Origin of the sequence: Thioalkalivibrio sp. ALJ16 (assembly GCF_000377345.1) — a bacterium.
GTDB lineage: Bacteria > Pseudomonadota > Gammaproteobacteria > Ectothiorhodospirales > Ectothiorhodospiraceae > Thioalkalivibrio.
This window is the reverse complement of sequence record NZ_KB898061.1, coordinates 1-14,888: the sequence shown is the minus strand read 5'-3', so window position 1 is coordinate 14,888 and position 14,888 is coordinate 1. Positions and strand designations below refer to the sequence as shown.

12 protein-coding genes and 1 pseudogene are annotated in these 14,888 nt (G+C 67.2%); 7 read left to right on the top strand and 6 right to left on the bottom strand.

The window, feature by feature from the left end; genetic code table 11:
- Positions 1–271: 271 nt before the first annotated feature.
- Positions 272–796: pseudogene (locus D000_RS13570) on the bottom strand (MBL fold metallo-hydrolase); the annotation flags it as partial.
- Positions 797–968: 172 nt separating this feature from the next.
- Here D000_RS13570 and D000_RS0112880 point away from each other — a divergent pair.
- The 3 genes from D000_RS0112880 (at position 969) to dut (ending at position 3,621) form a co-directional block, all read left to right on the top strand.
- On the top strand, positions 969–1,565 hold the full coding sequence (locus D000_RS0112880) for a DUF502 domain-containing protein (protein WP_018873940.1): 597 nt from the start codon (positions 969–971) through the stop codon (positions 1,563–1,565).
- A 356-nt stretch (positions 1,566–1,921) separates the two neighbouring features.
- On the top strand, positions 1,922–3,130 hold the full coding sequence (coaBC, locus tag D000_RS0112875; RefSeq protein WP_018873939.1) for a bifunctional phosphopantothenoylcysteine decarboxylase/phosphopantothenate--cysteine ligase CoaBC: 1,209 nt from the start codon (positions 1,922–1,924) through the stop codon (positions 3,128–3,130).
- Positions 3,131–3,159: 29 nt separating this feature from the next.
- Positions 3,160–3,621, top strand: a complete 462-nt coding sequence (gene dut / locus D000_RS0112870) for a dUTP diphosphatase (protein ID WP_018873938.1) — start codon at positions 3,160–3,162, stop codon at positions 3,619–3,621.
- A gap of 7 nt (positions 3,622–3,628) precedes the next feature.
- Here dut and hmpA read toward each other — a convergent pair whose 3' ends face one another.
- Positions 3,629–4,807, bottom strand: coding sequence for an NO-inducible flavohemoprotein (gene hmpA, locus D000_RS0112865; protein ID WP_018873937.1), 1,179 nt, complete (start codon positions 4,805–4,807; stop codon positions 3,629–3,631).
- Between the two features lie 160 nt (positions 4,808–4,967).
- Here hmpA and argB point away from each other — a divergent pair, with 160 nt between their 5' ends.
- On the top strand, positions 4,968–5,846 hold the full coding sequence (gene argB, locus D000_RS0112860; protein WP_018873936.1) for an acetylglutamate kinase: 879 nt from the start codon (positions 4,968–4,970) through the stop codon (positions 5,844–5,846).
- A 363-nt stretch (positions 5,847–6,209) separates the two neighbouring features.
- Here the strand turns inward: argB and D000_RS0112855 are convergent, their stop codons facing one another.
- On the bottom strand, positions 6,210–6,872 hold the full coding sequence (locus tag D000_RS0112855; RefSeq protein ID WP_081616680.1) for a DUF4124 domain-containing protein: 663 nt from the start codon (positions 6,870–6,872) through the stop codon (positions 6,210–6,212).
- Here D000_RS0112855 and D000_RS0112850 point away from each other — a divergent pair.
- On the top strand, positions 6,865–7,626 hold the full coding sequence (locus D000_RS0112850; protein ID WP_018873934.1) for a sulfite exporter TauE/SafE family protein: 762 nt from the start codon (positions 6,865–6,867) through the stop codon (positions 7,624–7,626). The genes D000_RS0112855 and D000_RS0112850 overlap by 8 nt on opposite strands.
- A 208-nt stretch (positions 7,627–7,834) precedes the next feature.
- Here the strand turns inward: D000_RS0112850 and D000_RS0112845 are convergent, their stop codons facing one another.
- The 3 genes from D000_RS0112845 to D000_RS0112835 all read right to left on the bottom strand — a co-directional run bounded on the left by D000_RS0112845 (position 7,835) and on the right by D000_RS0112835 (position 12,559).
- Positions 7,835–10,018, bottom strand: a complete 2,184-nt coding sequence (locus D000_RS0112845; RefSeq protein ID WP_018873933.1) for an HAD-IIB family hydrolase — start codon at positions 10,016–10,018, stop codon at positions 7,835–7,837.
- Positions 10,015–11,412 carry a glycoside hydrolase 100 family protein gene (locus D000_RS0112840; protein WP_018873932.1) on the bottom strand — a complete coding sequence of 466 codons (1,398 nt, stop codon included), beginning with the start codon at positions 11,410–11,412 and terminating at the stop codon, positions 10,015–10,017. The genes D000_RS0112845 and D000_RS0112840 overlap by 4 nt, the downstream gene beginning before the upstream one ends.
- 64 nt (positions 11,413–11,476) lie before the next feature.
- A complete protein-coding gene (locus tag D000_RS0112835; RefSeq protein WP_018873931.1) occupies positions 11,477–12,559 on the bottom strand; it encodes an EAL domain-containing protein in 1,083 nt (360 codons plus the stop codon).
- A 115-nt stretch (positions 12,560–12,674) separates the two neighbouring features.
- On the opposite strand from D000_RS0112835, the gene msrB reads away from it, so the two are divergent.
- Both msrB and D000_RS0112825 read left to right on the top strand, forming a co-directional pair.
- Positions 12,675–13,073 carry a peptide-methionine (R)-S-oxide reductase MsrB gene (msrB, locus tag D000_RS0112830; protein ID WP_018873930.1) on the top strand — a complete coding sequence of 133 codons (399 nt, stop codon included), beginning with the start codon at positions 12,675–12,677 and terminating at the stop codon, positions 13,071–13,073.
- Positions 13,074–13,127: 54 nt separating this feature from the next.
- The gene (locus D000_RS0112825) at positions 13,128–14,327 is read left to right on the top strand and encodes an MFS transporter (protein ID WP_018873929.1); all 1,200 of its coding nucleotides are present in this window, start codon (positions 13,128–13,130) and stop codon (positions 14,325–14,327) included.
- Positions 14,328–14,888 lie beyond the last annotated feature (561 nt).

Genomic DNA, 14,888 nt, shown 5'->3' with positions numbered 1-14,888 from the left:
TAATCGCACGTCCGCGCTCGAGTCGCTTTTGCGTGCGAACAAGGCGCGGTGACTGCCGTGCAGTCATTCTGCACAAGGGAACCGCAACGCAGTGCGCGCGCAAAAGCGGCCGAGCCCCTGCTTTCAATGGCTTGTGGGGTTGGTGCCCCCTGTTCCCCGATCCTGCGTTGCGCCGCTTGCGGGTAGAACCACTACCCGCTGCACGACGCGCCTTGTCTCGGAAAACAGGGGGCACCAACGCGGACGTGCGATTAAATCAGCGTCTCCCTAGCCCGCCCAGGTCACGGGTAACGCGCTCGTCCACGGACGTATCCGGCAGGCGCAGCACGGAGTCACCGGTCGCCCCCTCGGTCATCTCGCGGAAGTTCTCGACCCAGCCCTGGCCTTCGGCCTCCATGCGCGCAATCGCCGCCGAGCCGGCCATGATCTCCGCCTCCGCGGCAAAGGCCGCATTGCCCAGCCAGTGGTCGCCATGGCTGTGGCTGTTCACGATCCAGCGCACCGGCTCGTCGGTGACCCCGGCGATCGCTTCGCGCAGGGCCACACCCATCGTCTCGGAGGAGCCGGTGTCGAACACCAGCACCCCGTCACCGGTCACCACGAACGCCATGTTCGCGTTCCAGCCCAGGTTCTCGCGACTGGGGAAATCCCGCGCCGGCGTCATCACCGCATAGACCCCGGGCGCCACCTCCTCCGGGGTCATCGCGTAGTCTCCGGGTGCAGCCGCGCCCGAGGAGCCGGCGAGCCCCACCTGCGGCATCACCATCATCGCCAGGACCAGGGGCCAAAGGCTCATTCCCTTCCATCGCTGCATCTCGTCACTCCCCATACCCGTTCGACGTGCGGGCGACCTCGCTCGATAGACTGCTCGCACGTGCCAAAGTGCCACCCCCGCCCCGCTCCCGTCGTCGACGTGCCACGAGCACGAATGCGTTAGCATCCGAGCATACCCCTGCACGGAGCCCGCTGTGCGCCGAATCTCTCGAACCTTCCTGACCGGCCTGGCCGCCATCCTCCCGGCCGCCATCACGCTGGCCTTGCTGTGGTGGTTGGGGAGCACCGCCGAGGAGGTGCTGGGAGGACTGTTGCAGGCCATCCTGCCCGATCTGCTGTACTTCCCGGGCATGGGGATCCTGGCCGGCATCGGCCTGCTCTTCGGAGTAGGGGTACTGCTCCAGGCCTACGTGGTCCGCTGGCTGTTCGACTGGCTGGAAGGACTGATGCAGCGCATCCCGGTGGTCAAGACCATCCACGGGACCGTGCGCGACGTCACGCGCCTGGTCTCCGGCGACATCCACGAGCAATTCGGCCAGGCCGTGCTGGTGCAACTGCCCGGCACCGACTTCAAGCTGGTCGGCTTCGTCACCCGCGAGGATTTCGCGGGTCTTCCGGACAACCTCGGCGGCCCCGACACGGTCGCGGTCTACATGCCCATGAGTTACCAGATCGGGGGGTACACCCTGATGCTCCCGCGCGAACGAATTGAACCGCTGGACCTGTCGCTGGAGGACGCGATGCGCTATGCCCTGACCGCCGGCGTCTCCGCGCGTCAGGAAAAGACCTAAGGGAGACGCTGATTGAATCGCACGTCCGCGCTCGAGTCACTTTTGCGTGCGAACAAGGCGCGGTGACCGCCGTGCAGTTATTCTGCACAAGGGAACTGCAACGCTGTGCGCGCGCCCGTTTTTGATCAACATCGGGCGGCCGATCCCCTGCTTTCGATGGCTTGTGGGGGTGGTGCCCCCCCCGATTCTGAATATATATAGCCCGATCCTGCGTTGCGCCGCTTGCGGGTAGAACCACTACCCGCTGTACGACGCGCTTTGTCTCGGAAAACAGGGGGCACCAACGCGGACGTGCGATTAAATCAGTGTCTCCCTAAGGAGACGCAAGCGTCTCCTTAAGGGGTAGAATCCGCCGCATGACGGAACATGATTCCAAGCCAAGGATCCTCGTCGGCGTCAGCGGCGGCATCGCCGCCTACAAGGCCTGCGAGCTGGTGCGCGAGCTGAAGCGCGCCGGCTGCGAGGTGCGCGTGGTGATGACGGCCGGCGCCCGCGCCTTCGTGACCCCGCTGACTTTCCAGGCCCTGTCCGGCGCTCCGGTGCGCACCGAGCTGCTGGACGCCGAGGCGGAATCCGGCATGGATCACATCGCCCTGGCACGCTGGGCCCACCGCATCGTGGTCGCCCCGGCCAGCGCCAGCCTGATCGCCCGCTACGCCCAGGGCTTGGCGAACGACCTGCTGAGTACGCTGCTGCTGGCCACGACCGCACCGGTCGCCCTGGCGCCGGCAATGAACCATCGCATGTGGGCCCACCCGGCCACCCAGGCCAATATCGCGACCCTGAGCGAGCGCGGCGTAACCCTGATCGGACCGGACAGCGGCGACCAGGCCTGTGGCGAGCAGGGCGAGGGCCGCATGCGCGAGCCCGCCGCGATCGCGCGGGAGCTGCTGCAGCCGGCACACGCCCCGCTGGCCGGGCGCCACGTACTGATCACCGCCGGACCCACCTTCGAGCCGATCGATCCCGTGCGCTTTATCGGCAACCGCAGCTCCGGGCGCATGGGCTTTGCCCTGGCCGGGGCCGCGCGCGACGCAGGCGCGCACGTGACCCTGGTGCATGGCCCGACGGCCGAGGCCGTACCCGCGGGCGTCGCGGGCATCGCCACGGAGACGGCTGCCGCCATGCACGCAGCGGTGATGGAACGCCTGCCCGAGGCCGACATCCTGATCGCGGCCGCGGCCGTGGCCGACTACCGCCCGGCCGAACCGCAGGCGCAGAAGATCAAGAAGTCCGACCCATTGATGCACCTGGCGCTGGAGCGCACCCGGGACATACTGGCCGAGGCGGCAACACAGGCGGCCTCCCTCCCTCGGCGCCCGTTCCTGGTCGGCTTCGCGGCCGAGACCGAGCACCTGCGCGAACACGCCGAGGCCAAACGCCGCGCCAAGGGCCTCGACCTGATCGCCGCCAACCGGGTCGGCGAGGGCCGTGCCTTCGGCACGCCCCACAACGAACTACTGTGTCTCTGGGAGGGTGGCGAGCGCCAACTCCCCAGCCAGCCGAAGACCTTGCTGGCCCGGGCGCTGATCGACCTGATCGTCGAGCGCCTGGAACACCGCTGATCGAATGCGAAACGGACAAGGAACCCCGCATGCCCGTCCCCGAGATTGACCTGAAGATCCTGGACCCGCGCATGGGCGCGGACTTCCCGCTGCCCGCCCCGGCCACCGACGGCTCGGCCGGCGTCGACCTGCGCGCGATGATCGACGCATCGCTGACACTGGAACCCGGCGCGGCGGAACTAATCCCGACCGGGCTCTCGATCCACATCGACGATCCGGGGTACGCCGGGATGATCCTCCCGCGCTCCGGGCTCGGCCACAAGCACGGGCTGGTGCTCGGCAACCTGGTCGGCCTGATCGACGCCGACTACCAGGGCCCGTTGATGGTCTCCTGCTGGAACCGGGGCGCGAACGCCTACACCCTGGAGGTCGGCGAGCGCCTGGCGCAGCTGGTCATTGTCCCGGTGCTGCAGCCGAAATTCCGCGTGGTCGAAGACTTCGAGGAGACCGCCCGCGGCGCGGGCGGCTTCGGCTCCTCGGGCCGGGGCTGAGGAGCCGTTACTCCAGGGCCGAGGCGGGGCCAAAGAACTCGTAGTTCACCCGATCGTCCGGGATGCCGAGGCCGCGCAGGTGGGCGCGCACCTGCTGCATGAATGGCCTGGGCCCGAGGAAGTACACATCCATCTCAGGGCTGTCCGGCAGCCAGTCGGCGAGCTGCTCGCGGCTCAGGAAGCCCTCCGCGTGCGGGGCATCGTCAGGGCGCGGCTCGCTGTAGCAGTAGCGCCGCGTCAGCTTCGCGGTGCGCTCGGCCTGGGCATCCAGCCAGTCACGAAACGCGTGCACGCCGCCGTGGCGCGCGCAGTGCACGAAGTGGACCTCGCGGCACTGTGCCAGCGCCGCCTCGGTCATCGCGACCGCCGGGGTGATGCCCACGCCCGCGGTCACGAAGGCGACCGGCCGGTCCGCGGGCCGCAGCACGAAGTCTCCGGCAGGCGGGAACACGTCGAGGATGTCGCCCGCATGCACCCGGTCATGCAGGAAGGTCGAGGCGACCCCACCCGGCTCACGCTTGACGCTGATGCGCAGGCTCTCGCCATTCGCGGCGGCCGAAAGGGAATAGTTCCGCCGCAGCTCCACGCCCTCGATCATCAGGCGCAGGCCGAGATACTGTCCCGGCTGGTGCGACGGGACCGGTTGCCCGTCGACCGGCTGCAGATAGAACGAGGTAATCTCCTCGCTCTCCGGAACCTTGCGCTGGACCCGGAACGGGCGCGCGCCACGCCAACCCCCGGGCTGCCGTTCGTTCGCGGCATAGGCCTGTTCCTCCGCGGCGATCAGGATATCCGCCAGTTGCTGATAGGCCGCGCCCCAGGCTTCCAGAACCGGGGCCGTCGCTACATCCTCGCCCAGCACTTCACGCATCGCCTGAAGCAGGCAGGCGCCGACGATTGGATAGTGCTCCGGTTGCACCTGCAGCGAGACATGCTTGTTGACGATCTGGCCCACCAGCGGGCCCAGCGCCTCCAACTGATCGATGTGGCGGGCATAGTTCAGCACCGCATTCGCCAGCGCCCGCGACTGTTCGCCACTGGCCTGATGGGCCTGATTGAACAGGGGCCGAACCTCCGGGTGGTCGCGCAGCAGGATCCGGTAGAAGTGCCCGGTCAGGGCCTCGCCTCCGGCCTCCAGGAGGGGGACGGTCTGCCGGATGATCGCCTTGTGTTCAGTCGAGAGCATGTGCCACCTGTTTGATGTACTTGTAATACAGCTTTATACCCTCGCAGTGCCAGCCGGTCAATTCATTCTTTCTAGATAAATCTTTTTAGAGGGCGACCTCCGCGGCTCGCGGGCTCAGTGCTAAACTGGCCGGCTGCAAGAACCGACAACCGGACCAAGCATGGATAACCAGACGGCGCATTCCGTTGCCCATGTCCTGATCGAGGCGCTGCCCTACATTCAGCGCTTCGCGGGCAAGACCATCGTGATCAAGTACGGCGGCAACGCCATGACCGAGGACCACCTGAAGGCCTCGTTCGCGCGCGATATCGTGCTGCTCAAGCAGGTGGGGGTGAACCCCGTGGTCGTGCACGGAGGCGGCCCCCAGATCGGCGAACTGCTCAAGCGACTGGGCAAGCAGACCGAGTTCGTCAATGGCCTGCGGGTCACCGACCGCGAGACCATGGACGTGGTCCAGATGGTCCTCGGCGGGATTGTGAATCAGGAGATCGTCTCGCTGATCAACCGCTTCGGGGGCCGTGCGGTGGGCCTGACCGGCAAGGACGGACAGATGATCCGTGCCACCCCCCTGCGCGACTATGGAGCCGCCGAGGGTCAGCCCACCGTGGACCTGGGGCATGTGGGCGAGGTCGAAGGGGTGGACCCTGCCATCGTGCACACCCTGGACGAAAGCGACTTCATCCCGGTGATCGCACCGATCGGGTTCGACCGCGAAGGCAAGGCCTACAACATCAATGCCGACACCGCCGCAGAGAAACTCGCAGTGGTCCTGGATGCGGAGAAGCTGTTCCTGCTGACCAACACCCCCGGGGTACTGGACGCAAACGGTGAACTCCTGCCGAAACTCGCGGCCCCGCAGGTGGACGAAATGATCCGCGACGGGACCATCCACGGCGGGATGATCCCGAAGATCCGCTGTGCCCTGGATGCCGTACGCAGCGGCGTGAACGCCACCCACATCGTCGACGGGCGGGTACAGCACGCGGTGCTGCTGGAACTGCTGACCGACGAGGGCGTGGGGACGCTGATCAGCCGCTAGGGAGACGCTGATTGAATCGCACGTCCGCGTTGGTGCCCCCTGTTTTCCGAGACAAGGCGCGTCGTGCAGCGGGTAGTGGTTCTACCCGCAAGCGGCGCAACGCAGGATCGGGCTATATATATTCAGAATCGGGGGGGGCACCAACCCCAGAAGCCATTGAAAGCAGGGGATCGGCCGCCCGTTGTTGATCAAAAACGGGCGCGCGCACAGCGTTGCAGTTCCCTTGTGCAGAATAACTGCACGGCGGTCACCGCGCCTTGTTCGCACGCAAAAGCGACTCGAGCGCGGACGTGCGATTCAATCAGTGTCCCCCTAGGGGGGCGCTGATTCAGCGTTCCCCTGAATCGCCCGGATGAGGGCGCTTCACTCGGCCCCGTTCATCACCATGTGCTGAAAGTCGCGACGATCCAGGTCCAGGCGCTCATGGATCGCCGCAAGGCGCTCCCGCTGGCCCCGGCGATACTGGCGCTCGCGGGCGATGCGCGCATCCAGCTCCTCCACCTCGGACTGATAGCGCTGCATCAGGGCGGAACCCTCATCGGCACGGTCCTTCTGGCGCCGGATACGTTCACGCTCGCGCAGCAGCGTGCGCTCCTGGGCCTCGCTGCGCTGGATGTTGCCGCCGATCGAACGCTCGCGGCGCTCGCGCAGTTCCTCGATTTCCTCCAGCGAGGCATAGGCCTGACGCAACTGGATCTGGCGCGCAGCGCGATCCTGCCGCGCCCGCTGGGTGGCCTCCAGATCGCGTTCGGCCTGCTCGCGCTCCGCCGCCGCCCGGGCCCGCTCCTCGGGGCTCATCGGGGCCGGAAGGACCTCGCGCATACGGCCCTCGGAGTCGTAGATGCGGCGTTCGCGCTGACTGGTTTCCGGCTGGGGCGTGCTGGAATAGTGTACCGTCCCGTCATCATCCACCCAGCGGTAGATGTCGGCCAGTGCCGGGTTCGCGAGCGCCAGCAGCAGCCCGGCGCCCAAGGCGGCCCGCGCCAGCGTTGACCACTTCCCGTTCCACGTACCCTTCATGACCATTCTCGAACACCTCGGACTCGTACTGATTGCCGTTGTGGCCAACGGCTTCTCCGCCCTTGCCGGTGGCGGCGCCGGCCTGCTGCAGCTGCCGGCCCTGATTTTCCTGGGCCTGCCGTACCCGGTGGCACTGGCCACCCACAAGATCGCCTCGGTGGCACTGGGCGCCGGTGCCGGGTTGCGGCACCTCAAGAAAAGCACATTCGAGCCCGCTCGCCTAGGGATTATCCTGCTGGCCGGTCTGCCTGGGGTGCTAATCGGTGCCTGGCTGGTGCTCGGCATCCCTCCGCGTGCGGGCGAAATCGCGCTGGGGCTACTGACGATTGCCCTGGGCTGGTACTCCTGGCGCCGCCCCCAGCTCGGGCAGAGCGTGCGCGAGATCGGCTTTTCCTGGCGCCACGCCATTATCGGGGCCGCCGGCCTGTTCCTGATCGGCATCCTCAACGGTTCACTGGCCTCCGGCACCGGCCTGATGGTTACCCTGTGGCTGGTGCGCTGGTATGGCATGAATTACGTCCAGGCGGTGGCCTACACCATGGTGCTGGTCGGGCTGGTCTGGAATGGCGCCGGGGCGCTGATGCTGGGCACCTTGGGTACGGTGCAGTGGGACTGGCTGCCAGCCCTGCTGGTCGGCAGCTTCATCGGCGGCTACCTCGGCGCGTGGGCCGCCCAGCGCTACGGCAGCCGCCTGGTGAAACGCGCCTTCGAAGTCGTTACCGTCCTCACCGGCATTGCCCTGCTCCTCCCCGTCCCCTGAACAGACAGGAAAGAACGGAACAGGAAGAAGGGAAGAAGTGACAGGACGGCTCCCTGCTTCCGGGGTGATACGGCGGCATGCGGCCGCTGGCAGTGTCACCGCGATTCCAACGTCTTGACCGCCATTCCTTCCGGCCTTCCAGCCTTCCTGTGAATGGCTTTTGACCTGCAGCTCCGGCCTTCGTGTGCTTTGTGGTGAAAAAGTCGGGCTATTCGTCGGGCTCGGCGGTGTCGGGGATCTCGCAGCGGTTGAGCAGATCGAAGTGTTCGATCCCCTCGAGGATGCCGCGAGCATGGGTGGCGCCGGCGAAGAAGATGCGCTGGAACCCGCGCAGGCTCTCGAGCTCCGGCTGGTGGTTGCCGACCACGACCCCGAGCAGGCGCCCGCGCAGCATGTCTTCGTCGTTGCCGGAGTCACCCGCCACCAGCACGTGTTCCAGCGGGATCCCCCATTTGTCTGCGAGATAGCGCACGGCGAGCCCCTTGGATGCGCGCACGGGCAGCAGGTCCAGGTAACGTTCGTGCGAGTAGATCACGCGGGCGTGCAGATCCTCGCGGTACAGCCGGGTCTCGACCGTCTCCGCATCCAGACTGCCCGCGGGCTCCACGAAAAAGCTCACCTTGAACGCGCGCTGGTCGACATCGGGCTGCAGCACCAGATTGCCCTCGCGCTGCAGGCATTCGCGCAGGCGTTCCGGCTCCCAGCGATGGCTGATGTGCCGTGCCCAGCCGCGATCCTCGGTCTGCCGGGGTCCGTAATGGATCTCGCTGCCCACAGACGTGATCCAGACGTCCGGGGTCGGCACGCCGTGCTCCTCCAGGATCGCCGCGGCCGAGTCGATGCGCCGCCCGGTGGCCACCCCGAAGGCGACGCGCTTGCGGTTGCGCTTGAGCCAGGCGATGAAGGCACGGGTCGCCTTGTCGTCGCCAAGCAGGGTGTTGTCGATATCGGTAATCACCGCGCGGTCCATCTGCGCCAGGTGCCCGGAGACGCGACGTTCGTGGTGCTTTTCCTGGCGGACTTCACGGGTCAGCGACTTCACCAGCTTCACGTATTTCTCGGCATGGCCATCCCAGGAGTAGTGCTGGCGCACGCCCTTGAGCCCGGCGCGGGAGTAGCGCTGCCAGCGCGGCCGGTCAGCCAGGATGCCCTGGATCGCGTCGGCAATGGCTTCCGGGTCCAGGGGGTCGATCAGGGTGCCGTTGTGGCAGCGCGAGATGATCTCCTCCGGCCCGCCATCGTGGGTGGCGACAATCGGAGCGCCGCTGGCCGCGGCCTCGATCAGGGTCAGACCGAAGGGCTCGGTCAATGCGGGGTTCACGAACACCCCCTTGCTGGATGCGACCAGGCGATAGAGGTCGGGCACGTCCTCGGGGCTGTGGTGTTTCGGGTAGGCGACGTGACCGTAGAGGTCGTAACGGTCGATGCGCAGCAGGAGATCGGTCAGCACGTCGCGCGCGCCCTTGTCCAGGTCCGCGATGTCATCGCGATTGCCGGCCACGATCACCAGGTTGGCATTCTCGCGCAGCCAGTCGTTGCCGGCATAGGCCTCGACCAGGGCACGGATGTTCTTGCGCTCGTCGGCGCGCGACAGGGCCATGATCAGCGGCCGCTCCGCGTGGCGCAGGAAGCGGCGGATCTGCGTCCAGATCGCCGGCTTGCGCTCACCGCGCTTCGGCGGATGAAAGCGCGCAAGATCGGTCCCCGGCGGGATCACCTCCATGCGCTCGGGCTGGTAGTTGTCGTAGGTCGCGTACTGCTGGCCGATCTCCTGGCGGGTGCTGGCAATCACCCGGTGGGCATGCGCCAGGGCCTCTTCCTCGGCATGAATCCGCGTGGAGATGTTGTAGCGCGCCTCGATATCGGCATCGGACATGCCGCTTTCGCGCAGGCGCTCGCGCTTGACCCGGCCCAGGGAATGGCCGGTCTGGAGCATGGGCGCACCCAGCAGGTTGGACAGCTGCGCCGCGACATGCCCGGCATCGGCGTAGTGGCCGTGGATCACGTCCGGGCGCAAGCCGACCTGGCGGATGTGTGCCAGCGCGTTGTCGGCGAAGCAGTCGAGATAGGGCCAGAGTTTTTCCTTGCGCAGATAGCGCCGGGGGCCGCAGTCCAGACGCACGACATGGGCGCCGTCGCCCAGATCCTCTTCCGGCTCGGCGTAGTCGTCGGCCACCTTGCTGTCGACCACGCGCCGGGTGAGCAGATCCACCCGCCCGACCTGTGGATGCCGCGCCAGGGCCCGCGCCAGTTCGACCGCGTAGAGCGTCTGCCCGCCGGTATCGGCATCGCGTCCGAGCTCCAGATCATGTCCGCGGATCAGTCCATGGACACTGATCAGGACGAGGTAGAGGCCTTCGCCATCGCGGGACTTGCTCTGGGTCTTTTTCATGGCACCTCGGGTTCGGGGCTGTCGAACAGGCTGAGGGTCTCGGGGTTGTCGATCAGGCCCTGGGACACAAGCACGGCGGTAGCCGACCAGGTCTGGCGATAGTTGGCACGGCGGCCGACCAGGCGCCCGTGACGCCCGTCGTAGTACTCGGGCCAGTTGTCGCGATGCAGGCGTTCGGCGGCCACGGCGTGCACGCTGCGCGCCAGATCCGGCCGGCCCACGCGCATTGCCGCACCGGTAAACGCCCACAGCAGGGCCGGCCAGTTGCCGCCATTGTGGTAGGACCACGGTGTGTTCTTGGGGTCGGACCCCGTCAGCAGACGCCATTCCTCGCCGACCATGGCCGGGTAGCAGATCTTCACCGGCATGGTCCCGATCAGGTCCTCGAAGCGCTGTTCGAAGGTCTGCATGATCGAGCGTGACTGGCGCTCGTCGGCCAGCCCGAACAGCACCGCCAGCAGATTGCCAAAGCTGAAGAAACGGAAATCCATGCGCCCGGGGCCGAGGTTGCCGACCAGGTAGCCGCTCTCGGAGGGCAGCCAGTCCACCAGCCAGTCGGGGATGCTCTCGGGGTAGATGTTCAGGGCATTCTCGGATTCGTGGCCGAAGTGCTCGGTGCGATAGCGGTGGATATCGTTCAACCGCTCGAGATCCAGCCAGTAGTAGTGGCGGATGTAGTCCGACAGCTGCCGGGTACGGATCGCGGACTGCTCGCACAGCAGTTCGGAGTCCTTGTCACAGGGCTCCAGCATCGCCAGCGATGCCTTCAGCATGCCGTAGAACAGCGCCTGGATCTCCAGCGGGTGACCGAACACCCCCATGCGCCGGTCGATCATGAAGCTGCCGTCCGGCACCAGCAGGGTCGGGAAGACCTCGAAGCGGTCCTGCAGGCAGATGCTCAGGATCAGGCGGATGCCGCGCTGGACATCCGCGCTCTTGATGAATTCGTGGTCGCCGGTGTGGTTCTGGTAGGCGCGCAGCAGCAGCACCCACCACATCATCGAATCCACCGGGGCCACTCGCCCGATGGCGCGGTCGCCGAAGTCGGCCGCCAGCGACTCGCGCCCGTGCTCGTCGGTGAACACCCGGAAGCTCGCCGGCATCACCCGCGGCAGGCGGCGGTGACCTTCGATCTCCTCCTGGGTATCGCGGATCTGCAGGATCAGCGCGAGGAAGTCGCGCACCACCTCGGGCTCGTCATGAAGCAGGTAGACGAGCCCGGAGGGCACGAAGTCGCGGATGAAGCAGTCGGCATAGTTCTCCGCGGGGGCCCGCTCGTCCAGACTGGCCACGCTGCCGACCGTGCGCCTGCGATAGCGCACCTCGGCATCACGCAACAGTTGAACGGCGGATTCCAGCGTCGGGTTACGGGCGTCGGGCGGAAGCTGGTTCATAGGTCTCGAGTCTATGGAAAGCGCGGCCAATGTGCACGCCCCGCGCCACCATCGGCCCCTGCGATCAGGCCTGTTCGGGGTGCTGCGGAAGCGGGGGCTCGGCGGCCGGCCGGGCGAACAGGTAACCCTGGCAGTAGTCGACCCGGTCCTTCAGCCAGCGCCATTCCTCTGCCCGCTCAATGCCCTCGGCCACCACCTCGATTTTCAGATCGCGCGCCAGCTCCACGATCTTGTCGAGGATTTTCTGCTGATAGACGTCGCGGTCGATCCCGCTGACCAGCTCGCGGTCGATCTTCACGAAGTCCGGCCGCAGCTGCGACAGCATGTTCAGCGAGGCATAACCCGCGCCCAGGTCGTCCAAGGCCACCTGGAACCCGGCCCGGCGATAGCGATCCACGATCCGCGACAGGTGCTCGATGTCGTTGACCTGATCGCTCTCGATCACCTCGAATACGAAGCCGCTGGGGCCGACGCGATCAGCCGGGCGCGACATGATCTCGCGCACCGTCGTCTCCAGGCAGAAGGCCGGGTCGTAGATCGCGGTCGGGTTAAAATTTATGAACAGACGGCTGGCGATACCGCGCTCGACGGCGCGCCGGATCGCATTGATCCGCGCGGATCGGTCCAGATGGAACATCAGCTCGGCATTGCGCGCGGTCCGGAACAGGTCCGGCGGCGGTATCGGATCGCCCCCGGGGGTGGCCGCACGCACCAGGGCCTCGTAGGCAAAGACCTCGGAGGGATCGGCCGCGCGCACAATGGGCTGGAAGTGAAAATCCAGCGAATCGCTCGCCAGGATCGCAGACAGATCGCGGGCGTTGTGACGCGCAATCAGCGTCGAAAGCAGGTGCGTGTCCTGCAGATGCCCCAGTCCGAAGTTCTCGCCATCGGGCACGAACGTCGCCCGGCATCCGGCCTGTTCCGAGCTGCTGAGTGCCTGCTGCAGGCGCACCAGCATCTCGCCCAGCCCGCCGGCCCCCTTGACCGGCAGCGCCAGGATGCCCGAGGTCGGCTCCGCGCAGGGCAACTGCTCGTCCACCATGCGCCGGCGCAGGGCCGCTCGGGTATGCGCCAGCACCGGCGCCAGGTACAGCGTGCCGGAGGCCTCCGGCAGCAGATGGATACGTTCGCAATCGGGACAACTCACGACCACCTCCAGCGGTCCTGTGTTTGGCGGCCCGCTTGAGAACCGGAGATAATCTCCCCAGTCTACCGGTGCAGCCAGCATGGTTCACAGACAATAACACCGACCCGGAGGTTGCATGAGCCAGTCCCACCGCCCAACGGACGCCGAGATGCGCGACCGACTGACACCGGAACAATACCGCATCGCCCGCGAGGGCGGCACCGAACGTCCGTTCACCGGCGCCTACAACGACCACAAGGCCGATGGCGTCTATCACTGCGTGGCCTGCGGGGCGCCCCTGTTCGACGCCACCGACAAGTTCGATTCCGGTTCCGGCTGGCCCAGCTACACGGCCCCGGCCGCGCCCGACGCCGTCAGCGAACACCGCGACCGGACGCTCGGCATGGAACGTACCGAGGTCCGCTGCGCGGGCTGCGACTCGCATCTGGGACACGTCTTCCCCGACGGTCCGCCCCCGACCGGACTGCGCTACTGCATCAACTCGGCGGTCCTCGACTTTCATCCACGCGGCTGACACCACCATAGCCCCCGGGCCATGACGGCCCGGACCATCCCTGAAGGGAATCCCATGCCCGGCCAGACCACGCCGCGCGAGCGCGCGAACGTCCTGATCCTCGCCCTCGGGCAGGCCCTGTTCCTGATCGCCGCGGTCACCGTGATGACCCTGAGCGGCGTGGTCGGGGAGCGTCTCGCGGCCGATCCGGCCCTGGCCACCCTGCCAGTCGCCGCGATGATGGTCGGTACACTGGTCACCACCCTGCCCGCCTCGCTGTTCATGAAGCGCTTCGGGCGCCGCACCGGCTTCCTGCTGGGCACCAGCGTGGGCGGGGCCGGCGGCGCCGCGCTGGCTGCGGCCGGGGTCTTCGCCGAGGCCTTCTGGCTGTTTGTGCTGGGCAATCTGCTGCTGGGGGCCTACCAGGCCTTCGCGATGTACTACCGCTTTGCCGCCGCCGACGTCGCCAGCCCCGCGTTCCGCCCGCGCGCGATCTCGCTGGTGATGGCCGGCGGGGTCGTGGCCGCCTTCCTCGGCCCGTGGAACGCCCACCACGCCCAGACCCTGATGCCGGGCACACCGGAAGCCGGCCCCTACCTGGTACTCGGCGCCCTGGCCCTGCTGGCGATGACGCTGCTGGCCTGGCTGCGCGTCCCGGCACCCCCGCCGGAGGAACGCGGGCCGGCGCGGCCGATGCGCGAGATCCTGCCGCAGGGGCGCTTCCTCGTCGCCCTGACTGCCGCCGCGCTGGGCTATGCGGTGATGGTATTGCTCATGACGGCGACGCCGCTGGCCATGCGCCAGGCGGGCTTCGACATGGGTCAGGTCGCACTGGTGATGCAGTGGCACGTACTGGGCATGTTCGCGCCCTCGTTCGTGACCGGCCACCTGATCACCCGCCTCGGGATCACGCGCATCCTGGCCCTCGGCAACGCACTGGTGCTGTTCAGCGTGGCGGTGGCCGCGCACGGGGAGACGCTGGGGCATTTCTGGCTGGCGCTGTTCCTGCTGGGAGTCGGCTGGAACTTCCTGTTTATTGGCGGCAGTACGCTGCTGACGACCACGCATACCGCCACCGAAAAGGGCAAGGTCCAGGGCCTGAACGACCTGACCATCTTCACGCTGGTCACGGCCGGGTCACTGCTGGCAGGCGCCCTGCTGCGGCCACTGGGCTGGGATGGCCTGAACCTGGCGATGTTGCCGGTGATCGTGCTTCTAACCATCGCCATCGCCTGGCTCTGGTTCGACGACACCCGCGCCCCGGCGCGCGCCTGAGCTCGCCCCACGCGAACCCGGCTTTGCGGTTTCGTGGTTGGGTGACTCCGGCCGGCCTCCTGCCTGGTTGTGGCTTGGCCTGGTTCGTCACTTGGTGTTTACGGTGGCTTCGGTCCGCATACTGCCGTGCGCTGACTCGCCAGCGCGCCGCGAGTGACTTCTTTGCTCGTGCAAAGAAGTCACCAAGAAACACGCCCGACTGCCGCGACCCCGGCCCGCTGCGCGGGCCGGGGTTTCCCTCGCTCCGAGGCTTTTCGCGGGCGGCGCTGAACTCGCTACGCCTGCGGCTCCGCTCAGACATCCAGCGCCTTTTCTCCCGCGAAAACCCTCTCCACTCGGCGCGACGACAACGGGGGGTCAAGGTCAAGACAACGGCGGTCCACAGGTTCGTGGTAATGGATCAAGGCTGGGTCTTCCGGCATCTGGGCACGCTCGGCCTTGGGCCGTTGCGTGCCGCGCCCGCGAGCGGGCGCCTGGGGCTTTCAGGCGGCAGGGCTGTTGTGGTGTCGTGGGGCTGGAACACCTTCTGTCTTGACCTTCCTCCCCCGTATGGAGCCCCTC